20 protein-coding genes are annotated in these 26273 nt (G+C 66.5%); 9 read left to right on the plus strand and 11 right to left on the minus strand.

Annotation, left to right across the window (positions count from 1 at the left end):
* Positions 1–3: 3 nt before the first annotated feature.
* Entirely contained in the window at positions 4–3075 is a 3072-nt protein-coding gene (gene fdnG / locus AC0KUR_RS01235) for a formate dehydrogenase-N subunit alpha (RefSeq protein ID WP_082744713.1), read from the minus strand.
* Between the two features lie 142 nt (positions 3076–3217).
* Between fdnG and AC0KUR_RS01240 the strand changes: the two genes are divergently transcribed.
* The 3 genes from AC0KUR_RS01240 to AC0KUR_RS01250 all read left to right on the plus strand — a co-directional run bounded on the left by AC0KUR_RS01240 (position 3218) and on the right by AC0KUR_RS01250 (position 6555).
* Complete coding sequence (locus AC0KUR_RS01240; RefSeq protein ID WP_069705112.1) at positions 3218–4156, plus strand: YihY/virulence factor BrkB family protein; 939 nt, start codon at positions 3218–3220, stop codon at positions 4154–4156.
* A gap of 385 nt (positions 4157–4541) precedes the next feature.
* Positions 4542–5699, plus strand: a complete 1158-nt coding sequence (locus AC0KUR_RS01245) for a porin (RefSeq protein WP_034185834.1) — start codon at positions 4542–4544, stop codon at positions 5697–5699.
* Positions 5700–6081: 382 nt separating this feature from the next.
* Positions 6082–6555, plus strand: coding sequence for a VOC family protein (locus AC0KUR_RS01250; RefSeq protein ID WP_059558330.1), 474 nt, complete (start codon positions 6082–6084; stop codon positions 6553–6555).
* A gap of 63 nt (positions 6556–6618) precedes the next feature.
* Here the strand turns inward: AC0KUR_RS01250 and AC0KUR_RS01255 are convergent, their stop codons facing one another.
* Both AC0KUR_RS01255 and AC0KUR_RS01260 read right to left on the minus strand, forming a co-directional pair.
* A complete protein-coding gene (locus tag AC0KUR_RS01255) occupies positions 6619–7410 on the minus strand; it encodes an AadA family aminoglycoside 3''-O-nucleotidyltransferase (protein ID WP_473375229.1) in 792 nt (263 codons plus the stop codon).
* Between the two features lie 294 nt (positions 7411–7704).
* Complete coding sequence (locus AC0KUR_RS01260; protein ID WP_034185832.1) at positions 7705–8154, minus strand: HU family DNA-binding protein; 450 nt, start codon at positions 8152–8154, stop codon at positions 7705–7707.
* A gap of 257 nt (positions 8155–8411) precedes the next feature.
* Here AC0KUR_RS01260 and AC0KUR_RS01265 point away from each other — a divergent pair, with 257 nt between their 5' ends.
* A complete protein-coding gene (locus AC0KUR_RS01265) occupies positions 8412–9530 on the plus strand; it encodes an acyltransferase family protein (protein WP_034185831.1) in 1119 nt (372 codons plus the stop codon).
* 370 nt (positions 9531–9900) lie between these two features.
* Here AC0KUR_RS01265 and galU read toward each other — a convergent pair whose 3' ends face one another.
* Together galU and AC0KUR_RS01275 are read right to left on the minus strand one after the other, a co-directional pair.
* Positions 9901–10788 carry a UTP--glucose-1-phosphate uridylyltransferase GalU gene (gene galU, locus AC0KUR_RS01270; protein ID WP_034185830.1) on the minus strand — a complete coding sequence of 296 codons (888 nt, stop codon included), beginning with the start codon at positions 10786–10788 and terminating at the stop codon, positions 9901–9903.
* 229 nt (positions 10789–11017) lie between these two features.
* Entirely contained in the window at positions 11018–11161 is a 144-nt protein-coding gene (locus tag AC0KUR_RS01275) for a hypothetical protein (protein WP_006479318.1), read from the minus strand.
* A gap of 216 nt (positions 11162–11377) precedes the next feature.
* On the opposite strand from AC0KUR_RS01275, the gene AC0KUR_RS01280 reads away from it, so the two are divergent.
* Positions 11378–12556 (plus strand): acyltransferase family protein, encoded by a 1179-nt coding sequence (locus AC0KUR_RS01280; protein ID WP_473375230.1) that lies wholly within the window; start codon positions 11378–11380, stop codon positions 12554–12556.
* Between the two features lie 343 nt (positions 12557–12899).
* Here the strand turns inward: AC0KUR_RS01280 and AC0KUR_RS01285 are convergent, their stop codons facing one another.
* Genes AC0KUR_RS01285 through AC0KUR_RS01295 form a run of 3 tightly spaced genes read right to left on the minus strand, consistent with a single transcriptional unit; the run spans position 12900 to position 19061 of the window.
* Positions 12900–15365 (minus strand): glycosyltransferase family 4 protein, encoded by a 2466-nt coding sequence (locus AC0KUR_RS01285; RefSeq protein ID WP_034185828.1) that lies wholly within the window; start codon positions 15363–15365, stop codon positions 12900–12902.
* Positions 15362–16828, minus strand: a complete 1467-nt coding sequence (locus tag AC0KUR_RS01290) for a flippase (RefSeq protein WP_034185827.1) — start codon at positions 16826–16828, stop codon at positions 15362–15364. Before AC0KUR_RS01290 ends, AC0KUR_RS01285 begins: the two co-directional genes overlap by 4 nt.
* 40 nt (positions 16829–16868) lie before the next feature.
* The gene (locus AC0KUR_RS01295) at positions 16869–19061 is read right to left on the minus strand and encodes an NHL repeat-containing protein (protein ID WP_034185826.1); all 2193 of its coding nucleotides are present in this window, start codon (positions 19059–19061) and stop codon (positions 16869–16871) included.
* Positions 19062–19084: 23 nt separating this feature from the next.
* On the opposite strand from AC0KUR_RS01295, the gene AC0KUR_RS01300 reads away from it, so the two are divergent.
* From AC0KUR_RS01300 to AC0KUR_RS01315, 4 genes are all read left to right on the plus strand, one after another.
* A complete protein-coding gene (locus AC0KUR_RS01300; RefSeq protein ID WP_083286503.1) occupies positions 19085–19477 on the plus strand; it encodes a hypothetical protein in 393 nt (130 codons plus the stop codon).
* A gap of 75 nt (positions 19478–19552) precedes the next feature.
* Positions 19553–20617, plus strand: coding sequence for an acyltransferase family protein (locus AC0KUR_RS01305; protein WP_049033171.1), 1065 nt, complete (start codon positions 19553–19555; stop codon positions 20615–20617).
* 35 nt (positions 20618–20652) lie between these two features.
* The gene (gene gmd / locus AC0KUR_RS01310; protein ID WP_034185824.1) at positions 20653–21699 is read left to right on the plus strand and encodes a GDP-mannose 4,6-dehydratase; all 1047 of its coding nucleotides are present in this window, start codon (positions 20653–20655) and stop codon (positions 21697–21699) included.
* A complete protein-coding gene (locus AC0KUR_RS01315; RefSeq protein WP_059558335.1) occupies positions 21686–22648 on the plus strand; it encodes an NAD-dependent epimerase/dehydratase family protein in 963 nt (320 codons plus the stop codon). Before gmd ends, AC0KUR_RS01315 begins: the two co-directional genes overlap by 14 nt.
* Positions 22649–22754: 106 nt before the next feature.
* Here AC0KUR_RS01315 and AC0KUR_RS01320 read toward each other — a convergent pair whose 3' ends face one another.
* The 3 genes from AC0KUR_RS01320 to AC0KUR_RS01330 all read right to left on the minus strand — a co-directional run bounded on the left by AC0KUR_RS01320 (position 22755) and on the right by AC0KUR_RS01330 (position 26273).
* Positions 22755–23945: an O-succinylhomoserine sulfhydrylase gene (locus AC0KUR_RS01320; protein WP_034185822.1), complete on the minus strand. Its 1191-nt coding sequence runs from the start codon at positions 23943–23945 to the stop codon at positions 22755–22757.
* Between the two features lie 249 nt (positions 23946–24194).
* Positions 24195–25727 (minus strand): amidophosphoribosyltransferase, encoded by a 1533-nt coding sequence (gene purF / locus AC0KUR_RS01325; RefSeq protein ID WP_034185821.1) that lies wholly within the window; start codon positions 25725–25727, stop codon positions 24195–24197.
* Positions 25728–25778: 51 nt separating this feature from the next.
* Complete coding sequence (locus tag AC0KUR_RS01330) at positions 25779–26273, minus strand: CvpA family protein (protein WP_034185820.1); 495 nt, start codon at positions 26271–26273, stop codon at positions 25779–25781.

Below are 26273 nucleotides of genomic sequence, written 5' to 3' on the forward strand. Positions count from 1 at the left end.
CCCTTACGCCTTTTCGACCTTCACCAGGAACGACTTGAATTCCGGTGTGTACGAGTTGCCGTCACCCACGGACGGAGTCAGGGTATTGGCGAGATAGCCGGGCTTCGTCAGACCCTTGAAGCCCCAGTGCAACGGGACGCCGACCGTCTGGACCTTCTTGCCGTCGACCGTCAGCGGCTTGATCCGCTTCGTGACGAGGGCGACCGCGATGATGTAGCCGCGCTTGGACGACACCTTCACGCGCTCGCCGTGCGCGACGCCGACTTCCTTCGCGAGGTCTTCGCCGATCTCGACGAATTGCTCGGGCTGGATGATCGAGTTCAGCCGCGCATGCTTGGTCCAGTAGTGGAAATGCTCGGTCAGCCGGTACGTCGTCGCCACGTGCGGGAACTCCGCCGCCTTGCCGAACGACGCGCGGTCGTCCGCGAACACGCGGGCAGCCGGGTTGTTCAGCGCCTGCGGGTTGTTCGGGTGCAGCGGGTTCGCGTCGAGCGGCGTCTCGAACGGCTCGTAGTGCTCGGGGAACGGACCTTCGTTCATCCCCGCGCGGGCGAAGAAGCGCGCCACGCCTTCCGGGTTCATGATGAACGGCCCCATCCCGTTTTCGGGCGGCTCGTCCGCCTTGAAGTCCGGCACGTCGGCGCCCTTCCACGCGCTGCCGTTCCAGCCGATCAGCTTGCGGGTCGGGTCGAACGGCTTGCCGGCGACGTCGCACGACGCGCGGTTGTACAGGATCCGCCGGTTCGCCGGCCACGCCCACGCCCAGTTCAGCGTCTGGCCGATGCCGGTCGGGTCGGAGTTGTCGCGCCGCCCCATCTGGTTGCCGGCCTGCGTCCACGCGCCGCAGAAGATCCAGCAGCCGCTCGCGGTCGTGCCGTCGTCCTTCAATTGCGCGAACGCGGCCAGCTGCTCGCCCTTCTTCACGAGCGTCTTGGCCGGATCCTTCGGGTCGGGCAGGTCGGCGAGCGCCTTGCCGTTGAACTCCATCGCGAGCTCTTCGGGCGTCGGGCTTTCCGGGTTCGCGTACGGCCACGTCAGGTTCACGATCGGGTCCGGATACTTGCCGCCGTCCTTCTGGTACAGCTTGCGCATGCGCAGGAACAGCCCCGACATGATCTCGAGGTCGCTCTTCGCGTCGCCCGGCGGCTCCGCGCCCTTCCAGTGCCACTGCAGCACGCGGCTCGAACTCACGAGCGAGCCGTTTTCCTCCGCGAAGCACGTGGTCGGCAGACGGAACACCTCGGTCTGGATCTTCGACGCATCGACGTCGTTGTAGTCGCCGTGATGCTTCCAGAACTCGGACGTCTCGGTCGCGAGCGGATCCATGATCACGAGCCACTTCAGCTTCGCGAGGCCCGCTGCCGTCTTCACCTTCGACGGCGCCGCCGCGAGCGGGTTGAAGCCCTGGCAGATGTAGCCGTTCATCTTGCCGGCATTCATCAGCTCGATCACCTGCAGCAGGTCGTACTGCTTGTCCAGCTTCGGCAGGTAGTCGTAGCCCCAGTTGTTCTCGGCGGTCGCCGCGTCGCCCCACCACGACTTCATGAAGCTGACGTGGAACGCCTTGTAGTTCTTCCAGTAGCTCAACTGGTTCGGCCGCAGCGGCAGTTGCGTGCGCTTCTTGATGTAGCCGTCGAAATCCTGCTCGGACTGCATCGGCAGCGTCATGTAGCCCGGCAGCAGGTTCGACATCAGCCCGAGGTCGGTCAACCCCTGGATGTTCGAGTGGCCGCGCAGCGCGTTCATCCCGCCGCCGGCGATGCCGATGTTGCCGAGCAGCAACTGCACCATCGCGCCGGTGCGGATGATCTGCGCGCCGGTCGAATGGTGGGTCCAGCCGAGTGCGTACAGCACCGTGCCGGCGCGGCCGGGAACGGCCGTGGTCGCGAGCATCTCGCACACCTTCAGGAATTTCTCCTTCGGCGTGCCGCAGACCTGCTGGACCATGTCCGGCGTATAGCGCGCGTAGTGCTGCTTGAGCAGGTTGTACACGCAACGCGGATGCTGCAGCGTCGGGTCGACCTTCGCGAAGCCGTCGTCGCCGCGCTCGTAGTCCCAGCTCGATTTGTCCGGGTACGCGTGCTTCTCCGCGTCATAACCGGAGTAGATGCCGTCGTTGAACGCGAAATCCTCGCGCACGATGAACGAGAAGTCCGTGTAGTTCTTCACGTACTCGTGCTGGATCTTGTCGTTCGTCAGCAGATAGTTGATGACCCCGCCCAGGAAGACGATGTCGGTGCCGGTGCGGATGGGCGCGTAGTAATCGGCCACCGAGGCCGTACGCGTAAAGCGCGGGTCGACGACGATCAGCCGCGCCTTGCGGTGCGCCTTCGCCTCGGTTACCCACTTGAAACCGCACGGATGGGCCTCGGCTGCATTGCCGCCCATCACGAGAATCACGTCCGCGTTCTTGATGTCGACCCAATGGTTCGTCATCGCTCCACGGCCAAACGTCGGGGCAAGACCTGCCACCGTCGGGCCATGTCAGACACGCGCCTGATTGTCGAATGCGAGCATCCCGAGACTGCGGACAGTCTTGTGCGTCAGGTAGCCGACCTCGTTGCTGCCCGCCGACGCGGCCAGCATGCCGGTCGTGAGCCAGCGGTTGACCTTCGAGCCGTCTTCGGCCGTCTCGACGAAGTTCGCGTCGCGGTCGGCCTTCATCAGCTTCGCGATGCGGTCGAGCGCGTCGTTCCACGAAATCGGTTCCCACTTGTCCGAGCCGGGCGCGCGATACTCGGGGTGCGTCAGGCGGTTCGGGCTGTGGATGAAGTCGATCAGGCTGGCGCCCTTCGGGCACAGCGTGCCGCGATTGACGGGATGGTCGGGATCGCCTTCGATGTGGATGATGCTCGGCTGCGCATTCTTCGCGCCGTCTCCGAGGCTGTACATCAGGATGCCGCAACCCACTGAACAGTAAGGACAGGTGTTGCGCGTTTCGACGGTGCGCGCCAGCTTGTACTGTCGGACTTCGGCAAGCGCTTCGGACGGAGAAAAGCCCATCAGGGCAAGACTCGATCCGGCAAGCGACGTGGCCGTCACCTTCAGGAACTGGCGCCGGGACATTTGTAGCATGGCGGTCTCGGCGTTATTGTGGGGTGGGGTGAAACTGAAAGGAATTATAGACAGTTCAGGCAACTATGATCGAATCCTCGGATCAATACCGAATAATCCGATGAACCCCGACGATCCGCGCGCCGCGCACAACCGACCCGTCATGAAACGACAGATCACTTCCGAAGCAACCCGTCTCGCCCAGCAACAGGCCAACTGGGCCCTCACCGCGTTCAAGCGCTTCTCGTCCGACCGCTGCTCCGCGATGGCTGCCGGCATCGCGTTTTTCTCCGCGTTCTCGCTCGCGCCGACGCTCGTGATGGTGATCGCGGTGGCCGGCTGGTTCTACGGCGATGATGCCGCGCGCGGCCAGGTATTCGAGCAGGCGCACCAGCTGATCGGCGACGACGCGGCGGCCAGCATCCAGACCATCGTGCAGAACGCGCACCGCGCGGGCGAGCGCGGCGGGCTGGCCACGCTGATCTCGTTCGCCGCGCTCGCGATCGGCGCGTCGGCCACGTTCGCGTCGCTCAGCGCCGCGCTCAGCGTGATCTGGCCGGCCACCGAGAACCGCTGGTCGAGCATGCTCGGGCTCGTGCGCGTGCGGCTGATCTCGTTCGGACTCGTGCTCGGCGTCGCGTTCCTGCTGATCGTGTCGCTCGTGCTCGATACCGCGATCACGTTCGTCGGCACCTGGCTGCTGGGCAATTCGCCGTATGTGGTCGTCACCAACCTCGTGCAGTTCTTCGTCGGCATCGCGGTGCTCGCGGCCGCGTTCGCGTCGTTGATGAAGTTCCTGCCCGATGCGCGCGTCGCGTGGCGCGACGCCGCGGTCGGCGGCATCGTGTCGGCGATCCTGTTCTCCGGCGGCAAGAAGCTGTTCGCGCTGTACCTCGCGCATGCGGGCACGGCCAGCGCATTCGGCGCGGCCGGATCGTTCGCGGTCCTGCTGATGTGGCTGTACTTCTCCGCGATCGTGCTGCTGCTCGGCGCGGAATTCGCGGCGGCGCGCGGCAACGCGCATCGGCCGGCCGGCGCCGCGGCGGCGGCGGCCGCAGAACCGCAACCCGGTGCCGGCAACGACCTCACGCGCGGCGACTGACGGCGCCCGGCACAACGCACGCCCGCCCCTCCGCCACCCCGCTGCCCCCGCCGCGCCCTTGCGCGGCGGACCCACGCACCTTGCGTGCCCATACGAACATTGCTGCAACGGCAAACGTTTGCACACCCTCGTTTCCATGACGGAACCCCGCAAAACAGGCACCAGGCCGTCCGGTGCATCAACTTTTGAAACAATCGCGACGCAGCAATTGTCAACTGTTTCAAAAACAGGAACAGTCGTTGATGTGCTTGATATATATGGACTTTTTCACGCTGTTACCTTTTCGAGACACTTTATTTTTTAAGCTTTCTTGCGTGTATGGCACTGAGCTATTCTCCAATCCGCAACAAATAACGATGAATCACTTGCGTGGAGAAACTCAACGATGAAGAAACTTGCTCTCTCGACCCTCTCGCTCGCCCTGCTGGGCGCTGCCGGTGCTGCTCAGGCTCAGTCGAGCGTGACGCTCTACGGCGTGATCGACACGTCGATCACGTACGTTCACGGTAACGACGGTCAAGGTAACAATTCGTGGTCGATGGGTAGCGGCAACCTGCAAGGCAGCCGCTTCGGCCTCAAGGGTTCCGAAGACCTCGGTGGCGGCCTGAAGGCGATCTTCCAGTTGGAAAACGGCTTCAACTCGGCATCGGGTGCACTGGGCCAGGGTGGCCGCATGTTCGGCCGCCAGGCTTTCGTCGGCCTGGAAAGCAGCCAGTACGGTACGCTGACGCTGGGTCGCCAGTACGACCCGCTGGTCGACCTGGTTCAGGCAGTCACGGCTGACAACTACTTCGGCAGCGTGTTCGCCACGCCGGGCGACGTCGACAACAACGACAACAGCCTGCGCGTCAGCAACGCGATCAAGTACACGTCGCCGGTCTGGGCAGGCCTGCAGGTCGAAGCGATGTACGCACTCGGCGGTGTCGCCGGCGCAACCGGCAAGGGTCAGACGTGGGCGGCAGCTGCAGCCTACAACAACGGCCCGCTCGGCCTGGCTGCTGGCTACTTCCACGCCAACAACTCGTCGCCGCTGAATGCAGTTGGCCAACGCACCGGCTGGGCCGGCACGTCGGACGCGATCTTCGACGGCTCGGGCAGCTTCATCAACAACGCGTACACGTCGGCATCGTCGATCGGGATCGCGCAAGTCGCCGGCCAGTATGCATTCGGCCCGGTGACGTTCGGCCTCGGCTACAGCAACGCGCAGTACAAGGCTGATGCGAACTCGGGCTTCGGCACGAACCAGAAGTACAACACGGGTCGCGCATTCGTCACGTACCAGGCATCGGCACCGCTGCTGCTGGGCGTCGGCTACATCTACACGAAGGGTAGCGGCCAGACGGACGCCAAGTACCATCAGGTTTCGCTCGGCGCGGACTACTCGCTGTCGAAGCGCACCGACGTGTACCTGGTTGGCGCATACCAGCACGCCAGCGGCCACAACGCCGACGGTACCGATGCGCAAGCGTCGGTCGGCTCGTACGGCATCGCCGGCAAGAGCTCGCAGGAAATCGTCGCGCTCGGCCTGCGTCACAAGTTCTAAGAAGTACGTTTCCGGCGTGCACGGCGTCTCCGACGCCTTGCACGCCGACCTGGAAAGCCAGCCCCGGTTTCGGCCGCGGCTGGCTTTTTTTCGTCCGTCTCCCGCGCGCCGGCAGCCGCTGCACGGGCCGGCGGCCGGAACCCGAGCCCCACGCACGCCGACCGGCCGGCAGCGGCGCCTGACGGCTGCAAAGCGCCGGGAACGCCATTTGCGGAGCACCGGTCGCCATCCGTTCGCCGAGCGACTATCCTCCGCACCGCCGGCGCCGCTCGTCCGGTGCGATCGCGATGTGCCGCAGCGTGTCGATTTCGGCAATCGTCGTCCGTCGTGTCGATGGCGGCACGCGATTCGCGCGTCGCCCCATTCATACAGGAGATACGCCATGACGATTCAGAAGATCACGCCTTTCCTCTGGTATTCGACGGAAGCCGAAGAAGCAGCGGCCTTCTACGCCGGCATCTTTCCGGATTCGCGCATCGTGCGCGTCACGGCAGTACCCGGCACCGACGGCACACGGATGGTCGAATTCGAACTGTTCGGCCAGCCGTTCTTCGCGATGAGCCACCCGCGCACGGAGACGTTCAATCACGCGATCTCGCTGCTGGTCAGTTGCGCCGACCAGGCCGAACTCGACCGCTACTGGAACGCGCTGATCGACAACGGCGGCACGGCCGACGCCTGCGGCTGGCTGAGGGACCGTTATGGCGTGTCGTGGCAGATCGTTCCGGAAGCACTCATCCCGATGATGGCCGATCGCGACCCGGTCAAGGCGGCGCGCGTGGCCGCGGCGATGATGCGGATGGTCAAGTTCGACGACGCCGCGTTGAAAGCCGCCTTCGCGGGCACGGCGGGCTGACGACATCCGCCGGGCTGCGGCGCATGCGTGACCGATCGCCGATCGCACGACCGGCATCCGCCGCTACGCCCGCAGCATCGACTCAACGGCCCGCCGTGCGTAGCCGATGAAGGCGGCGAGCGGTTCGCCGGCCAGGATTGCCGCGCCTGCGTCGCCCCCGAGATAGGCGTCGCGCGCGGCGGCCACCACCGGCCGATACGCGTCCGGCAGGCGCGCCAGCACCCATGCCGCGGCAACGTCCTTGGGAGCGATCGTGCCGGTCGCGGCGCTGTACCAGATACGCGCGAGTGCGAGCACCACGTTGCACTCGTCGCCGCGCCAGTCCGGCTCGGCGTTCCATTGCGCAACGGTATCGAGCAGCGCGGCGGCGAAATCGCGCGCGGGCACCGGCTCGAACAGCGCGACCGCGGGCGGCCCGGCCAGCGCGACACTGTGCTGCCGCGCCTTCGTCAGCAGGATCGCCAGATCGTGATCGACGAGCGGCGGTTCGACGATGCCGGCCTCGAGATCGCGGCGCAGCCATTCGCCGAACTGCAGTTCGCGCCGCGCCGGATGACGCCACGGCACCACGTCGCCGTGCGCGACGACGGTGACCTCCAGTGCGCGCAGGCCGCCTGCGCCGTGCGGCGGCGCCGACACGGCGAGCAGATCGTGCATCAACGCGTGCCGCACCGTTTCGTCAGGTCGCGCCGCCACCGTCACCAGCAGGTCGATGTCGCTGCGCGGTTTCAAGCCGCCGTCGAGCGCCGATCCGAACAGGTGGATGGCTGCCAGCGTTGCGCCGAGATGCCGCTCGATCGCGGCGCGTGCCGTGCCGACCTGTCCGGCGATTTCGTCCGGGATGAATTCAGTCACGACTGCGTGCGTTGCGATGCACACGCAACGGCCGCGGCGCGAGCGGCGCATGGCCGGGCTGCGGCGAAACCGCGTCCGGCGCCACTGCGGTTCGCAGTTCGCCATTCGGTATCGCGCGTGGGCGGCACGCGATGCAACGCGCGTCGCACGTCGTGGCGCGCATCGTCGCCGCGCCGCCGCTTCGCCGCCGCGCGGGTGGCGCGGCACAATAAAAATCCCCGCACGCTTTCGCGTACGGGGATCGCTGGACTCCGCAACGGCTGCCGACACGTATTCGGCAGTCGTTGCGCGGCATTACGCTGCCGCGTCCTTCAGCTTCTTCAGCGCACGTGCCTTCACGCGCACGCTGGCCGGCTTCGCCGGGAACCAACGCTCTTCGCCCGAGAACGGATCCTTGCCGAAGCGCTTCTTCTTCGCCGGCACGACTTGTGCCGTGATCTTCAGCAGACCCGGCAGCGTGAATTCGCCTGCGCCCTTCTTGTGGACCGAGCCCAGCACGACGTTCTCGAGTGCGGCGAGCACTGCTTTGACCGCCTTCACTTCGACAGCTGCGCGCTCAGCGATGTGCGTTGCGAGCGATGCCTTCGTGAACTTGTCCTTCAGCGGCGTCGGAGCAGCCGGTGCTGCCTTCGCGACAGCCTTCTTGGCCACTACTTTCTTCGCGGGCGCAGCCTTTTTGGCAGCCACTTTCTTGGTCGCCGGTGCGGCAGCCTTCTTGGCCACCTTTTTTGCGGAAGTCGCCATGTTTCTCCTACCAGGTGTGGTCGTTGGATACACGAAGCGTGCAACGCGCGCGCTTCAACGCCGGATTCTACAAGCGCCTTGACGCTTCGTGCAGTACTTTTATGCGTTTTCGCGGGGTTTCCCGCAGGTTTTGTTGCGCGCGACCGACTTCATCGACGCTCGAGCATCAAAAAACGCCTTCACGTATACGTCGGAACGCGAATTACGTTCGATATTTGCGCACCTATACTGGGCACGCTCAATGCCCGGATGCCTCCATGCGCGAAGTCAGATACGTCAAAGGACTCGACGGCCTGCGAGCCCTCGCCGTCATCCTCGTTTTCCTGTCCCACAAGGGCCACGTCCTTGCCGTCGACGTCGGCAAGCTCGGTGTGTGGACGTTTTTCCTCATCAGCGGATTCCTGATCGTCGGCGAGCTGCATCGCAACCGCCAGGCCGTCGAACGCGGCACCATGACGCGCCGCCACGCGCTCGCGCTGTTCCTCGCGAAGCGCGCGCTGCGGATCTTTCCCGTGTACTACCTGCTGCTCGCCGCGCTCGCGATCGCGCACGCGCTGTTCTACCAGCGCGGCGTCAACCTGGGGCTCGCGTGGCACGCGGTGTTCCTGTCGAATTACTGGATCGGTGTCGTGAAGGACGGCTGGCCCGGCTCCACGTCGCACTTCTGGAGCCTCGCGGTTGAACAGCAGTTCTACCTGATCGCGCCGCTCGCGCTGCTCGCGGTACCGGCCGCGCGACACGTCGCGCTCGGCATCGCGGCCGTCGCGCTGTGCGCGCTCGCGCATCTCGCGCTCTACCTGTCCGATGCGTCGCCGGTGCTGATCTACGCGTTTTCCCCGTGGAATTTCGCACTGATCGCGCTCGGCGGCGTCGGCGCGATGGCGCTTGCCGATCGCGGCACGGCCGCCGTGCGTCGCGTGCCGCCCGGCTGGCTCGGCGCGGCCGGCGTCGTGTTCTTCCTCGTGCTGCCCGCGTGCACGACGCTGCCCGACGCGGTCGCGGGGCTCGCGGACCTCGGCCTGTCCGCGTCGCTCGGCGCGCTGATGCTGTGGCTCGTCAGCGAGCCCGACCACCCCGTCGTCGCGCTGCTCGACTGGGGCCCGCTCGTCTATCTCGGCACGATCAGCTACGGCTTCTACCTGTTCCACAACCTGATTCCGACGCGCTTCGGCGTGCTGCCCGCGTCCTTCGCGCACGTGCCGATGCCGGCATTCGTCCGTGAAGCACTGCCCGAGATGCTGCAATTCGCCTTCGCCGTGCTGCTTGCGCACCTGTCCTGGCGCTATCTCGAAAAGCGGCTGCTCGACTTCAAGAAGCCGATCGCCACGATGCTCGCCCGGCACTTCGCCACGCAACCGAGCGCGTCGCCGCGCTGAAGGTCACGCAGACGCGCCCGGGCCAACAGAAAGACGGCGCCGCCTTCGCGCTGCCCGGCACTCGTCGAGCGGCGCGGCTTCATCTCGCGACACCCGCCGGCCCGACGCCATCACGCGCGCACGTCATGTGCGTCACGCTCGCTGAACCGCCGAAGCACGTGCCCGAGCCAGTCCTTCGGCACCGGTTTCAGCCGCGGCGCACCACCGCGCCGGTACCGCGCCCCCGCGCCCCACGCCCGAATCCGGTACGACACACCGCCTTCGCGCACCACGACCGCGCACGCACGTGCGGACGCAAAAAAGCCCCGGCGCCTGAGCGGCCGGGGCCAACGGAACAACCACCACCTGAAACGACGGAGCGCGCAGCGGCCTATGCGACAGCCGCCAGCGCGGGCAAACAGGTACGCAGGTAGGCCTCGAATTCGCGGCTCACTTCCGGATGCTGGAGCGCGAGCTCGACGGTCGCCTTGAGATAGCCGATCTTGCTGCCGCAGTCGAAGCGCGTGCCGAAGTAGCGATACGCGAGCACCTGCTCGTTCGCGAGCAGCGACTGGACCGCGTCGGTCAGCTGCAGTTCGCCGCCGGCGCCCGGCTTGAGCTTGCGCAGATGATCGAAGATCGTCGGCATGAACACGTAGCGGCCGACCACGCCGAGATTCGACGGCGCATCTTCGGGCGCCGGCTTCTCGATGATGCCCGACAGCTTGATGACGTCCTCTTCCCATTCGCGGCCTTCGACGACGCCGTACGAGCGGCTGTCCTCGCGCGCGATCGTCTCGACGCCGATCACCGAGCTGTGATAGTGGTCGAACACGTCGACGAGCTGCTTGAGCACCGGCTGCTCGCCATGCAGCAGGTCGTCGGCGAGGATCACCGCGAACGGCTCGCCGTGCACGAGCTTCTCCGCGCACAGCACCGCATGGCCGAGACCGAGTGCTTCCGGCTGGCGCACGTAGAAGCAGTTGACGTTGCTCGGCTTGATGCCGCGCACCAGTTCGAGCAGCTTTTCCTTGCCGCGCGCCTCGAGTTCGGCCTCGATCTCGTACGACTTGTCGAAGTGATCCTCGATCGCGCGCTTGCTGCGCCCGGTCACGAAGATCATCTCGGTGATACCGGCGTTGATCGCTTCCTCGACCGCGTACTGAATCAGCGGCTTGTCGACGACGGGCAACATTTCCTTCGGGCTCGCCTTCGTTGCCGGGAGGAACCGCGTGCCGAGACCGGCAACGGGGAACACGGCCTTGGTGACTTTCAACATGTTCGCATCCTGATTGCGTTGACTGCGCCGCGTCGACCCGCGACCCGGCGCGATTGTGTTCCGAACGGCATATCGAGAATCGACGGCACTGCCAATTCCACTCCGCTCATTATCGATATGGACGATTGCCCAATGATTCCGAAAAAAATATAATCCCTTCCATTCGGTCGATATTGCCGGACCGAGTACCGATACAGAAACAAATTACCGATTTTCCGGATACAAATTCTTACGATTCGAATTCCTCGATATAGGGCACGCCGCCCCGTTCGAGACCCGGGCGAATCGGTTCGTTCTTCAGCGCCTCCCGGTACGCCGACAGCACGGCCATGACCAGCAGTACTGCAGCGCTCGCGATCCAATGCATGTCCATCTTGCCGCTCCTTGCATCAATCATCTGGAGCTTCAAACTATCAGAAAAAAATCGGTAAATAATTGACGCGCCCGCGGAGCCGCTTTCAGACCGGGATAAATCCATCATGTGGAAAACCGTTATTTCCGGGCAAGATTTTTTTATTCATTGATCGAATTCTTGCGCATTACGATGGAGTGAAACTTCCCCTCCATCCGTCGCAAGGAATCGAATCGCATGCAAGCTTTCAGCGGATCGTCTCTGGCCGCGCCGCCCGTCACCGATCACAAGGAACACGTGATCGACGCGATGCGCGGCTTCGCGGCGCTGCTCGTCGCCTATTTCCACTGCCGGCAGGTCGTCTGGGTCGGCATGCAGAGCTTCCATCAGGCTTACGGTCATGCCCTGAACCCGGGCGTGATCGCCGGCTACCTGACCTTCCCGTTCGCGTGGGGCTCCGCCGGCGTGCCGATCTTCTTCGTGATCAGCGGCTACTGCATCCACCGCAACGCGGCGCTCAAGCTCGCGGCCAATCCCGCGTACCGGCTCGACGCGCCGAACTTCTGGGTGCGCCGGTTCGCGCGCATCTATCCGGTGCTGCTCGCGGCGCTGCTGTTCACGCTCGCGCTCGACTCGGTCAGCCTGCAGATCGAGCCCGTCAGCCACAAGATCCGCGACGTCGGCATCGTCGCGTTCCTCGTGAACCTGTTCTCGCTGCAAGGCGTGGCCGGCTACACGTACGGGTCGAACGGCGCGCTGTGGACGCTGTCGCTCGAGGTGCAGTTCTACGCGATCTACCCGCTGCTGTTCGCGCTGCGCCGGCGCATCGGCATGCCGGCCGTCGTGGCCGCGATCGCGCTCGTCAACGTCGCGTCGGCGTGGTTGCTCGAACGGCACGACCTGCAGTTCTTCACGTCGTACTGGCTGTCCTGGACGATCGGCGCATGGATCGCCGACGTGCGTGCGCAGCAGGCGCGCGGCGCGGCCGCCCCCGTGCCGTCGCGCGCGTGGTACGCCGCGGCCGCCGTGCTGCTGGCCGCCGGCTGCGGCGCGTTCCATTTCGGCCAGTACGGCGCGTTCCAGCTGTGGTCGGCCGGCTTCGCGTGCTTCCTGTACCGCGCGCTCGCCCGCCCGCCGCGCCCGACGCCGCCGCTGCGCGTGCTGAGCTGGTTCGGCGACTTCAGCTACTCGCTGTACCTCGTCCACCTGCCGCTGTTCGTCTGCCTCGGCTCGGTGCTGTTCCACTCCGAGCTGCAGCTGTCGATCTGGCCGTCGTTCGCGTTCATGGCCGCCGCGATCCCCGTCGCGTACCTGTTCTACCGGCTGTTCGAACGGCCGGCGATGATGTGGTCGGCCAGCTTCAAGCCGACGCGCCCGGCCCGCGTCGTCGCGCCGGAGCCCGAACGGGCCGTCTGACGCAGTCGGTCGGGTATCGGCGCCCCCGTGCGGCGTGTCGCCGTGCGGGGGCGTTTTCATGGCCGGCACGCGGTTGCATGCCGGGGTGTGCGGGGATGGGCAGCCTGCCGCCGTCCGACCGCGCCAGAGCCCGCACATGCCGTCCCCGGCCGGTTTCCACCGCGCGGCTGCCCCGCTTCATGGTCGCCATCCAGACGCGATCGTCCGGTCTTGCGCGTCATGCGCGCCGCAAACCGCCCGGCCCGGCGCTCGCCGGACCCATCATGCCCGCTGAAAAGCAAAGCCCTCACGCGGCGCACCGCCGCGTGAGGGCTCGTTTCCCGCCGGCGCGCGCCGGCAACGGCTACCGCTTCTTCGCCTTCGCGGCCTTCGCCGTATCCGCAAGGATCTTCTCGACGCGCTCCACATAGGTCTCGGTGCCGAAGCGGCGCACCGCCGTCGCGCGCCCGCTCGCGACGAGCCGCTCGCGCAGCGCACCGTCGCGCTTCAGCGTCTCCAGCGCGCTGGCCAGCGCGATTGCGTCGCCCGGCTCGCAAAGCAGCCCGTTGTCGCCGTCCTCGATGATCTCGACGACGCCGCCCGCGCGGGCCGCGACGACCGGCCGGCGCGCGAGCATCCCTTCGACGATCACGCGCCCGAACGGCTCCGGCGTGATGGACGTATGCGCGACGACGTCGACCGCCGTCATGCAGGCGGCCACGTCGCGCTGGAACCCGAGGAAATGCACCCGCTCGTCCATCCCGTGTTGCGCGACGAATTCGTGCAGCTGCGCCGCGTATTCGTCCTCGCCGAACAGCGGCGCGCCGACCAGCACCACGTGCATGTCGGGATGCCGTGCGGCGGCCTCCAGCAGCACGTGCTGCCCTTTCCAGCGCGCGAGGCGGCTGAACGAGCCGACGAGCCACGCGTGCTCGGGCAACCCGAGGCGCGTGCGCAGCGCGGCCGGGTTGACGCCTTCCAGCGCGTCGAACGGCTCGGCCGAAATACCGTTGAACACGACGTCGACGTGCTGCGGCGTGAAGCCCGTCAGCGTGCGGAACGCCTGCGCGGACGCGTCGGAGTTCGCGATCACGCGCGTCACGCCCAGCCGTGCGCAATACTTGATCGCCAGCAACTGCTTGCTGCCGAAATGGTCGGTGCTGACGATGTCGCGCAGATGCCAGACGACCGGCTTGCGCGCGAGCCGCCCGGCCAGCGCGGCGACGACCATCGCGCGCTGCGTGTTCGCATAGATCACTTCGGCGCGGCGCGCGCGGCGCGCGACGTCGCGCACCAGCCGCACGAGCTGCTTCACCGCGCCGAACGACACGCCGCCCTGCTTGCGCACGCCGGCGAGCGCGCCCTGGTCGACCACGTCGACACGCGCGCCGATCTCGTCGAGCGCCGCGCGGAACGGGCCGTCGTCGAACAGCAGCACGTCGGCGTTCGCGCGCATGTGCTTCATGATCTCGAGCAGCGACAGCTCGGCGCCGCCGAGCACGCCGCTCTGGTCGAGCACGAGCGTCGCCGGACCGCGCGCGGCCGGCATCGGTGCGATCGCCGTGCCGCGCTGCGCGGTCGAACCGGGCAGCGCCGCCTCCACGTAGTCGAGGAAACGCCGCCGGAACGTATCGGCGGAGAACCGCTCCGCGTTCGTGCGGCAGGCGCCCGGCGTGAAGCGCTGCGGCGCGCGCTCGAAGTCGTCGACGGCCGCGACGATCGCGTGCGGCGTCTGTTCGTCGAAGAACAGCCCGGTCGGGTTCGGGTTCGACTGCGGGTCGAGCACGGTCTCGAGCGCGCCGCCCTTGCCGTACGCGATCACCGGCGTGCCGCACGCCTGCGCCTCGACGACCGAGATCCCGAAATCCTCCTCGGCCGCGAACACGAACGCCTTCGCGCGCCGCATCCGGTCGTGCAGCACCGCGAACGGCTGATAGCCCATGATCTCGACGTTCGGGCCGGCCTTCGCGCGGATCTTCTGCATCTCGGGGCCGTCGCCGATCACGACGAGCTTGCGCTCGGGCGTGTGCGAGAAAGCCTCGACGATCAGGTCGATCTTCTTGTACGGCACCATCCGCGACGCGGTCAGGTAGAAATCCTCCTTGTCGGCGTTCAGCGAAAACGCGTCGACGTCGACCGGCGGGAAGATCACCGCCGCGTCGCGGTGGTAGACCTTCTTGATGCGTCGCGCGATGAACGCGGAATTCGCGACGAAGCCGTCCACCGCGTTCGCGGTGCGCGTGTCCCAGTTGCGGATGTAGTGGAGAATCATCCGCGCGAGCAGCGATTTCGGCCCATGCGTGAGATTCGACTGCTCCAGATACTGGTGCTGCAGGTCCCACGCGTAGCGGATCGGCGAATGCACGTAGCTGATGTGCACCTGGTCCGGCCCCGTCAGCACGCCCTTCGCGACCGCGTGGCTGCTCGAGATCACGAGGTCGTACTCGGACACGTCGAGCTGCTCGATCGCGAGCGGCATCAGCGGCAGGTAGCCGCGGTACTTGGTGCGCGCGAACGGCAGCTTCTGGATGAAGGACGTCGTCACCGGCTTGCCGCGCACGAACGCGCGGTCGTCGAGAAAATCGACGAGGCTGAACAGGTCGGCGTCGGGAAAGCACGCGACGATCTGCTCCAGCACGCGCTCGGCGCCGGCATAGGTGACGAGCCAGTCGTGGACGATCGCCACGCGCAGCGCGCGCGACGGCTGCCGCGCGCTGGCGCGCCCGGCCGGCACGGGCCGGCGCAGGGCGGCGACGTCGCCGGCTTCGGCCACGGCGGCATCGGCCGTGGAGAGATTCAATACGGCGTGTTCCGCCAGATCGCGATTCATACGGTTTTCCTCGCATTGAGACGGACAAACAGGTCGCGCACGAGCGCACGCAACCCCGGCGTCATCGTGAGCGACCACGCGACGTTCAGCACCAGTACGACCGCGCACATGCCGATCGACTCGCCGAGCCCCGGCCATGCCTGCGCCAGGAACAGGCTCGCCAGCAGGAAGGCGAGGTGCGCGAGCATGTCGAGCACGATCGCGCGCATCCGGATCGCCGACAGGTACAGCAGCACGCCGTAGTCGACCAGCGCGCGCGCCGCGACGACCACCGCCGCGCCGATCAGCCCGAAGTGATGAATGCCGAACCACAGGCCGCCGACGAAGAACGGCATCTCGACGAGCCCGGCGAATGCCGCACGGGCCGGATTGACCTGCGACTGGATCAGGATCCGCGTCACGCTCGCCTGGCCGACGAGCCACACGCTGATCACCAGCACGCGGCCGACCGGCGCCGAATGCGCGGCGAGATCGGCGCCGACCCACAGCGTGAGGAACGGCGCGAGCGCGAAGATCGCGACGATGCCGACCGGCGTGAACACGCCGTTCAGGAATTCGAGCGACTGGCGCGCGAGCGTGTCGGCATGGTCGCGGCCGACCGCCGACAGGCGCGGGAACAGCGTGCGCACGAGCGCGTTCGGCAGCATGTTCAGGCGCGTGACGAGGTTCTGCGGCACCGTGTAGTAGGTAACGAACTTCGCGCCCATGCCGGCGCCGAGCATCACGCGGTCGAGCGTGTCGGCGATCATGCTGGTCGTGCTCGCGATCAGCATCCAGCCGCCGAAGTTGAACAGCCCTTTCGCGGTGCCCCACTGCGGCGGATCGATGCGCCGGATGCCGAGCACCTTGATGCTGGCCTGGCCGAGCATCACCGCCGCGATCAGGCGCGCGACGACGGCCGCCGCGAGCACCGTCTGCAGGTTCGGCGCGATCCACCACGCGGCGCCGAGCGGCAGCAGCTGGAACAGGAAGGTGCCGATCGTCTGGTTCGTGTTGAACACGCCGAACCGCTCGGCACCGTTGATCGCGCCGGCGAACACCCACGACACGTTCGCGAGCGGAATCGCGAGCGCGAGCCACGGCAACGCGAGATACACCTCGTGCTGCATCGCGGCCGACACCTTCGTGAAGTACGCGGTGTAGACGAACGCGCCGAAATAGATCAGCAGCCCGCCGACGATGCCGGTGCCGAGATTCAGCCAGAACGCGCTCCAGAACACGCGCGCGCTTTCGTCGGCATTGCCGCTCGCGAGCGCCTTGGAGATGTGGTTCTGCGCGGCCATGCTCATCCCGAGATCGAGGATCCCGAAATAGCCGATCAGCGTCCACACGAGGCTGACGACGCCATAACGCTCGACACCGAGCGCGTGGATGTAGGCGGGCACCGTCACCAGCGACACGAAGGTCGGCAGGATCAGCCCGATGAAGTTGATCGAAACGTTCTTGAGTATGCCTTTGTCCATGCTTGAGCCTTGAGTGACGTCGACGACGGCGCGCCGCCCGTCACGGTTTCCAGCGATACATGAGCACCTTGCCGCGCGCGTCTTCCTCGACGAACACGAGGTATTCGCCGTTCTCGCGCCGGAATGCGCTGATGCCGAACGGCACGTCGACCCAGCCGGATGCCTTGCCGACCTCGGCGCCCGGGCTCATCACGCCCACTTCCTTGCCGGTGTCCTTGTCGTACACGTGGATCTTGCCGACCGGCTCCACGGTGAAGATGTAGCGGCCCTCGACCGTGATCCCGATCAGGTCGAGGATCGGTTTCGCATCGAGCTGCCACGGCAGCGCGACCGTGTAACGCACCACGGGCGAGCCGGTCGACCACTTGTCGAAGCGCACCAGCACGCGCCCGACTTCCTTGTTGATGCCCGGCTGCGGCGGCGCATCGGCCGTGTAGCCGGTCACGTACAGCGTGTCGGTCTGCGCGTCGTAGATCGCGCGGCGCAGCTGCGTGAACGGCTGCGGCATCGGGTAGGTCGTGACCTTGTCGTACGAGTAGACCGGGTTGCCGGCCTTGTCGAGCCCGCCGTAAGCGAAGCGGTGAATGCCGCGTACGTCGCTCGTGCGCCAGATGTCGCCCTTCGTGTCGACCCACCAGCCCCAGCCGCCCGCCCTCGCCTTGGTCGTCGTGTTGGTCGTGAATTCGTCGGCGTCGAGCCGGCCGTTGCCGTTCGCGTCGCGCCACAGCCAGTCGCCGCCCGGCGGCTTGTTCGGCACCTTGTCGACCGGCCGCGCGCGGCCCGCGATCAGGCCCGACGGAATCGCGACCTCGCCGTCGCGCTTCGCGTCGAAGCGGTAGATCTTCAGGTGATCGGCGTACATGTCGGTCAGGTACAGGAACGTGCGGCCGTCGAGCCGCCGCGCGAGCGGCATGCCGGGATACTGATCGGTGTGAAACACCGGGTCGTCCGGATACTTGAAGCGGTTCGACAGGAAGCCGACGTATTTCCAGTCCTGGCCCGGCGGCTTCGACAGGTCGAGCTCGAAGCGCTTGTTGCCCGTGTACACGCTGTTCGGCCGCGCGGGGTCGAGCCACGCGCCGTCGACGAACAGCAGCCCCTGCACCTGCCAGCGCGGCTTGCCGTCCGGCGTGTAGCTTTCGAGCACCGCGCCGAGCCCGGCGCCGATCGTGTCGTGGCGCGGCCCGATGCCGTTCATCGACACGTAGATGTTGCCCGCGCGGTCGACGCCGACGCCCGTCAGCCCGTTGAAGCGCTGCGGCCCGGGACGCCCCGGCACGGGGCCCGCGAAAATGCCGCCGCGCTCGCCGAACGTGCCGGACTGCGCATAACCCTTGCCGCCTTTCGAGAAAATCAGGATCTGCTGGCGCGGCCCGTTGTCCGCGACGAGCACGCGCCCTTTCGCGTCGACCGCCACGTCCACGGCGTCGGTACCTTCCGGCAGCGCGGGCGCATCGTCGAGCTTGCGGCCGTCGGCGCGCACGTGCACGAGATGCGCGGGCCCGGTCAGCGTATCGGTCAGCAGCCACAGCGTGCCGTCCCCGGCGAGCGCGATGCGGCCCGGCTCGTGCGCGCTCCACGTGCCCTTCTGCTGCATCGTCTCGGCGTCGTAGACATCCACGACGTCGCGCGACGGATTCGTCGCGAACAACGTCTTGTCGTCGGCCGCGAGGCCGCCCACTTCCGCCTTCGCCTCGCCCACTTCCGAGCGCGCGGGGGCCGGTACCTCGTTCATCATCATGAAGCTCGCGGCCATCCGCGCGCGGCCGGCGTCGGCGCGCCCGCCCGGCGCGACCTGCGGCGACGCGCGAAACGGTGCGGGCTGCTTCATGTCGCCGATCGTGCGCCGCGAGATGCCGAACCACTGCTTGCCCTTGTCCGGCCAGATGCCGGGCGACTGCAGGTGACCGCGCTCGTTGCCGACGCCGATCGCGACATACGCGTACTTGCCGTTCACCGCGATGGCATTGCCGCCGAGATTGCCCCAGCCGTGCGTGCCGCCGGCGAAGCCGAGCATCTTCCCGTCCTGGTAGACGCTCGCCTCGGCCCCGCTCTCGTCCCACGGCGCATTCGTATACACCTTGCCGTCAGGCGTCACCGCGATCGCGCGGATGTCGATTTGCGTCCAGCTGCCATCGCCATAGCCGAACGTGTTGCCGATCCACGACGTCGTCGCGGGCAACACCGTTTCGGCCGGCGCGGTGCTCGTCAGCAGCGCCGCGCCTACCGTCATGCCTACCAGAATCAGACGTCGCAATGCGCTTCTCCAGACTTGATGCAACAGCGGCCGGCGCCGCCGCGGATTACCGCCGGCGCGCCCTGCCGCTAAATGGGTTTCAAACGTCGCGATGCAGGTTACAAGCAAAAATAATCACAAGAAATTTGGAAATATTTGGGGATGTTTCTGCCGGAGATATCGAACCGGAACATGCAGTAATCGGCATCCGAAAACGGCAATATCGACCGCCTTGCGCTCGCCACCGCGTAGAAAATGCCGCTCCGCACCGCCTGCCGCGGGCCTCCGGCGTCAATCTTTCATCTCGCGACCGGAATAATCGGCATTTGAATGTTTTCCGTCAGATAAATGGCGCGCGTTTTTTTGCCGATTTCTTTTCCCTAGAATCGATTTCGACTCGATATTTCATTTAAAGGCATGCATTACGTTCACGCATCGGATGTGCGACACGCCGCGGCCCGCGCCGCGCGTCGCAAAGGAGCGGCGCGATGACGGGCACCTCGCGAACCGCCGACCTGACCCCGCCGCAACACGGCCGCATCGTGCAGCTCGACGGGCTGCGTGCGATCGCGGTGGGCGCCGTGTTCCTGCAGCACGCGCTGAAAGCGCCGCTGTGGATGGGCGTCGACCTGTTCTTCGTGCTGAGCGGCCTGCTGATCACCGGCATCCTGCTCGATCGCAAGGCGCGCGGGCAGTCGTACTTCAGCCACTTCTATGCGCGCCGCGTGCGCCGCATCCTGCCGCCGTACGTGCTGCTGCTGGTGGTGTCGACGCTCCTGTTCGGCGCGAGCTGGCTGCCGCACTGGCCGTGGTTTGCATTTTTCTCGACCAACATCGGCCTGTCGCTCGGCAGCATCGGCCACGACAGCCTGAACGTGCTGTGGTCGCTCGCGGTCGAGGAGCAGTTCTACATCTTCTGGCCGTTCGTCGTGCTGTGGTGCTCGGAGCGCGCGCTGCTGTGGGTCGCCGCCGCGCTGGTCGTCGCCGCGCCGGTGCTGCGCGCGATCGCGACGCCGTGGTTCGATTCGTTCTGGCCGATCTACTACCTGACGCCGTTCCGAATGGACCTGCTCGCGGCAGGCGCCTTGCTCGCGATCGTGCTGCGCCGCGACCGGCGCGCGCTGGAGCCGTTCTACCCGCTCGCGATCGTCGGCGCGCTCGTGTCGCTCGCGATCCTCGGCTGGCTGCACCTGTCGTTCCCGCGCTTTCGCGCCGCGAACACGCCGCTGTCGAATGCGGCGCTCTACAGCATCTCGCTGCTGCTGTGCACGTCGATCGTCGTGATCGCGCTGCGCGGGCGCGGCCTCGTACAACGCGTGCTGACGAACCCGATGCTCGTCTACGTCGGCACCGTCAGCTACACCGTGTACCTGATCCACCTGAGCGTGCTGTATGCGCTCTGGCCGCTGCACCTGAACCGTTTCGTCACGGCCGCGCTCGCGCTGGCGATCACGCTCGCTTACGCGACCCTGAGCTGGTACGGCTTCGAACGGCGCCTGACGCGCGGCCCCGCACGCCGCGCGCTGCCGGCCGCCGCCGGCACGACCGCCTGAATTTCACCATCCATCGTTTCTACCAGGACAACGCCATGAGCCAAACTCGCAAGAAGGCCATCATCACCGGGATTTCGGGCCAAGACGGTGCGTACCTGACCAAGCTGCTGCTCGACAAGGGCTACGAGGTCACCGGCACCTACCGCCGCACCAGCTCGGTGAATTTCTGGCGCATCGCCGAGCTCGGCGTCGACACGCACCCGAACCTCACGCTCGTCGAACACGACCTGACCGACGCCGGCTCGAGCCTGCGCCTGCTCGAACGCACGCAGCCCGACGAACTGTACAACCTCGCCGCGCAGAGCTTCGTCGGCGTTTCGTTCGACCAGCCGGCGACGACCGCCGAGGTGACCGGCATCGGCCCGCTGAACCTGCTCGAGGCGATCCGCGTCGTGAGCCCGAAAACGCGCTTCTACCAGGCGTCGACGTCGGAGATGTTCGGCAAGGTGCAGGCGATTCCGCAGACCGAAACGACCGCGTTCTATCCGCGCAGCCCGTACGGCGTCGCGAAGCTGTACGCGCACTGGATGACCGTGAACTACCGCGAGTCGTACGGCCTGTTCGGCAGCAGCGGCATCCTGTTCAACCATGAGTCGCCGCTGCGCGGCCGCGAGTTCGTCACGCGCAAGATCACCGACACGATCGCGAAGATCAAGCTCGGCAAGGCGACGCGCCTCGAGCTCGGCAACCTCGATGCGAAACGCGACTGGGGCTTCGCGCTCGAATACGTCGAAGGAATGTGGCGCATGCTGCAGGCCGACGAGCCCGACACCTACGTGCTGGCGACCAATCGCACCGAGACCGTGCGCGACTTCGTGCGGATGGCCTTCGCGGCGGCCGGCTACCAGATCGAATGGGCCGGCAAGGGCGAACAGGAGCGCGGCCTCGACGCGGCGACCGGCAACGTGCTCGTCGAAGTGAATCCGAAGTTCTACCGCCCTGCCGAGGTCGACCTGCTGATCGGCTGCGCGGACAAGGCCAAGGCCAAGCTCGGCTGGGCACCGAAGACGACGCTCGAACAACTTTGCCAGATGATGGTCGAAGCGGATTTGACGCGGAACCAACACCATGACACGTTCTGAAACCGGACGCCCGTCGCGCCGTGCGTTCGTCACGGGCCTGACGGGCTTCACGGGCCGCTACATGGCCGAACGCCTGCAGGCGGCCGGCTATGACGTCTGGGGCACGGTCGCGCCCGGCGCGCCGCGGCCCGACGATCCGGCGTTCGCGCACTGCACGCTGCTGCCCGTCGATCTGCTCGACGCCGATGCGATGCGCGCGGCCGCGGCCGACGCGCGTCCCGATGCGGTCGTGCATCTCGCCGCGCGCGCGCACGTCGCGCAGGACGAGCCGTCGCAGACCTACGCGGTCAACATCACCGGCACGCGCAACCTGCTGGCCGCGCTCGCGGGCCTCGACCGCCGCCCGTCGGCCGTGCTGCTGGCCAGCAGCGCGAACATCTACGGCAACTCGACGGCCGGCGTGCTCGACGAAACCGTCGCGCCGGCCCCGGCGAACGACTACGCGGTCAGCAAGCTCGCGATGGAATATGCGGCGAAGCTGTGGGCCGACCGGCTGCCGATCGTGATCGCGCGGCCGTTCAACTACACGGGGGTCGGCCAGAGCGACGCCTACCTGCTGCCGAAGCTCGTCGCGCACTACGCGCGCAATGCCCCGCGGATCTCGCTCGGCAACCTCGACGTGAGCCGCGATTTCTCCGACGTACGCGACGTGACGGCCGCCTATCTGAAGCTGGTCGAAGCCGCACCGGCCGGCGAGACGTTCAACGTGTGCTCGGAGCGCGCGTATTCGCTGAAGGAAGTGCTCGCGATGCTGTCGCGCATCGCCGGTTACGTGATCGACGTGACGATCGATCCGCGCTTCGTGCGGCACAACGAGGTGAAAAGCCTGAGCGGGTCGCGCGACAAGCTGCGGCGCGCGGTGGGCGACTTGCCGGTCACGCCGCTCGACGAAACGCTGCGATGGATGGTCGACGCGATGCGCGACACGCCGCCCGCGCACGCCGGCTGAACCGGGCAACGAATCGCACGCGCCGTCGCGTGCGCCGAAACGACAACGGGCCGCTCTTTCGAGCGGCCCGTGTCATTCATGCCGGCCCGGAAACCGGCCGCTCGACTCAGCCCTCGAGGCCGCGCGCCAGATCGGCACGAACGTCGGCTGCGTGCTCGAGGCCGACCGCCAGGCGGATCAGCCCTTCGGTGATCCCGGCCGCCGCGCGCGCTTCCGGCGTGATGCGGCCGTGCGTCGTGGTGGCCGGATGCGTGATCGTCGTGCGCGTGTCGCCGAGGTTGCCGGTGATCGACACCAGCTTCGTACTGTCGATCACGCGCCAGGCGTTCGCGCGCTGCTGCTCGGGCGTGTCGCCCTTCAGCTCGAACGACACGATCGCGCCGCCCGCCTTCTGCTGGCGCTTCGCGAGCGCATGCTGCGGATGCGATTCGAGGCCCGGATAGAACACGCGCGCCACGGCCGGATGCGAATCGAGCCAGCGCGCGATTTCCAGCGCGTTCGCCGATTGCTTCTCGACGCGCAGCGACAGCGTCTCCATTCCCTTCAGCAGCACCCATGCGTTGAAGGCCGACAACGTCGGGCCCGCGCTGCGCACGAACGGGAACACCTTGCCCATGATGAATTCCTTCGAGCCGACCAGCGCGCCGCCGAGCACGCGGCCCTGCCCGTCGAGGAATTTCGTCGCCGAGTGCATCACGACATCCGCGCCGAGCTTCAGCGGCTGCTGCAGCACCGGGCTGCAGAAACAGTTGTCGACGACGAACAGCGCGTTCGCGGCCTTCGCGATCTTGCCGATCGCCTCGATGTCGGCGAGTTCGGTCAGCGGGTTCGACGGCGTCTCGAGGAAGAACATCTTCGTTTCCGGCCGCACGGCTTCCTGCCATGCGTTCAGGTCGGTCGGGTCGACGAAGGTCGTCGTGATCCCGAACTTGCTGAAGATCTGCGAGAACATCCCGAGCGTCGAGCCGAACAGGCTGCGCGAGCTGACCAGGTGGTCGCCCGCCTGCAGCGCGGACATCACGACCGACATGATCGCGGCCATCCCCGACGCCGTCGCGATGCACGCCTCGCCGCCCTCGAGCGCCGCGAGACGCTCCTGGAACATGGTGACGGTCGGGTTCGTGAAGCGCGAATAGGTGAAGTAGTCTTCCGAGTTCGCGAAGCGCTCGGCCGCATCGGCCGCGCTCGAGAAGCAGAAGCTCGACGTGAGGAACAGCGCTTCCGAGTGCTCGTTGAAGTCGCTGCGCAGCGTGCCTGCGCGCACGGCAAGCGTGTCGAAGTTGAGGGAATCGTCCATGTTCCGTTTTCCGTATCCGATGGCCGCGCGCGTCGCGCAGGCCAGATCAAAACCAGGCCAAAAAAAACAAAAAGCCCGCTATGCGTCGGCATCAGCGGGCTTCGGTGCGGTACGACAGCGATCGACTCGGGCCGGCTGCCGCCGGCCTTCGCTTTAGCTGTTTTGGGAAGGTGCCCCGCGTCCGCAAGCTGATATCAAATCGACGCAAGGCCACATCCTATCACGCCTCGATACAAGCGTGCGCCGGTGTCACTCGACCGACAGCTGCAGGTTCATCTGCGAACGTTCGGTGTCGCCGGCCGTATCGCGATCGGCCTGCGACGCCGGCGCGAGACGCGCGCGCTCGATCGCATCCAGATACTCGGGCGTCACGTCGCCGGTGATGTAGTTGCCGTCGAAGCACGATGCCTCGAAGCGCTCGAGCTTCGGGTTGATGTCGCGCACCGCGCGGCGCAGGTCGTCGACGTCCTGGTAGATCAGGTGGTCGGCGCCGATCATCTTCGCGACTTCCTCGTCGGTGCGGCCATGCGCGACGAGCTCGCCGCGCGTCGGCATGTCGATGCCGTACACGTTCGGGAACTTCACGGGCGGCGCGGCCGACGCGAAGATCACCGACTTCGCGCCCGCATCGCGCGCCATCTGCACGATTTCATGCGAGGTCGTGCCGCGCACGATCGAATCGTCGACGATCAGCACGTTCTTGTCCTTGAACTCGATGCTCATCGCGTTGAGCTTCTGGCGCACCGACTTCTTGCGCACGGCCTGCCCCGGCATGATGAACGTGCGGCCGACGTAGCGGTTCTTGAAGAAGCCTTCGCGATACTCGACGCCGAGCTTCGCGGCGACCTGCATCGCGGCCGGGCGCGACGAATCGGGAATCGGCATCACGACGTCGATCGGCACGTTCGGCAGCTCGCGCTTGATCTTCTCGGCGAGATAGTCGCCCATGCGCAGGCGCACGTTGTAGACGGGCACGCCGTCGAGGCACGAATCCGGACGCGCGAGGTACACGTATTCGAACATGCACGGATTCAGCGTCGGGTTCTCCGCGCACTGCTGGCTGTGGAAATTACCGGCCTTGTCGATGAAGATCGCTTCGCCCGGCTCCAGGTCGCGCACGAATTCGAAACCGATGCCTTCTACCGCCACCGATTCCGACGCGACCATCCATTCGGTACCGTGCTCGGTCTCGAGCTTGCCGATGCAGAGCGGACGAATGCCGAACGGATCGCGGAACGCGAGCAGGCCGTAGCCGGCGATCAGCGACACGATCGCGTACGACCCCTCCAGGCGGCGATGCACGCCCGAGACCGCCTTGAACACCGACGCCGGATCGAGTTCGAGGCCGGTGGTCGACAGTTGCAGCTCGTGCGCGAACACGTTGAGCAGCACTTCGCTGTCGGAATTGGTGTTGATGTGCCGGCGGTCGATCCGGAACATCTCGTCCTTCAGCTGCTGCCAGTTCGTCAGGTTGCCGTTGTGCGCGAGGATGATCCCGAACGGCGCGTTCACGTAGAACGGCTGCGCCTCGGCCTCGCTCGACGCCGAACCGGCCGTCGGGTAGCGCACCTGGCCGATGCCGTAGGTGCCGGGCAGGCTGCGCATGTTGCGCGTGCGGAACACGTCGCGCACCATGCCGTTCGCCTTGTACATGTGGAAATTGCTGCCGTCCGCCGTCGCGATGCCCGCCGCGTCCTGACCGCGATGCTGCAGCAGCAGCAGGCTGTCATAGATCAGCTGATTGACCGGGGATTGGGAGATAACGCCTACGATGCCGCACATGGCATGTCCTTCAGAATGACAAAAACGGTTCCGTCCTGCCCAGCCGCGTCGTCACACGCGTACGTACTGGGCCATGCCGTCGGGCAGGAGCTGCTTCAGCTCGTGCACGCCCTGTTCGGCGAAAGGACGCAATAGCGCATTGCGCCAGAAATCCTGTTTGGGCAGTTCGGTCAGCCCGGCCGCCGCGACCAGCAGCACCACCAGCACACAGCCGCGGACGAGCCCGAACATCATGCCCAGCGAGCGGTCGACGCCGCCCAGGCCACTGGCCTGCGCGATCCGCGACAGCAGCGCGTTGGCGACACCGGCGACCAGCACGACGCCGATCACGAGCAGCGCGAAGGCGATCACCCACTGCGTCAGCGCGCCGCCCGGCCAGTTCGCCGGAATGTACGGCACGACCAGCCCGACGTAGCGGCCCGCGATCACGACCGCCGCAATCCAGCCGATCAGCCCGAATATCTCCGATACGAAGCCGCGCCACGCCCCGCGCAGCGCCGACAACACAATCACCGCCAATACAGCGTAGTCGAAAGCCGTCAGCAT

The organism is Burkholderia sp. YHN3-13, from assembly GCF_055810675.1.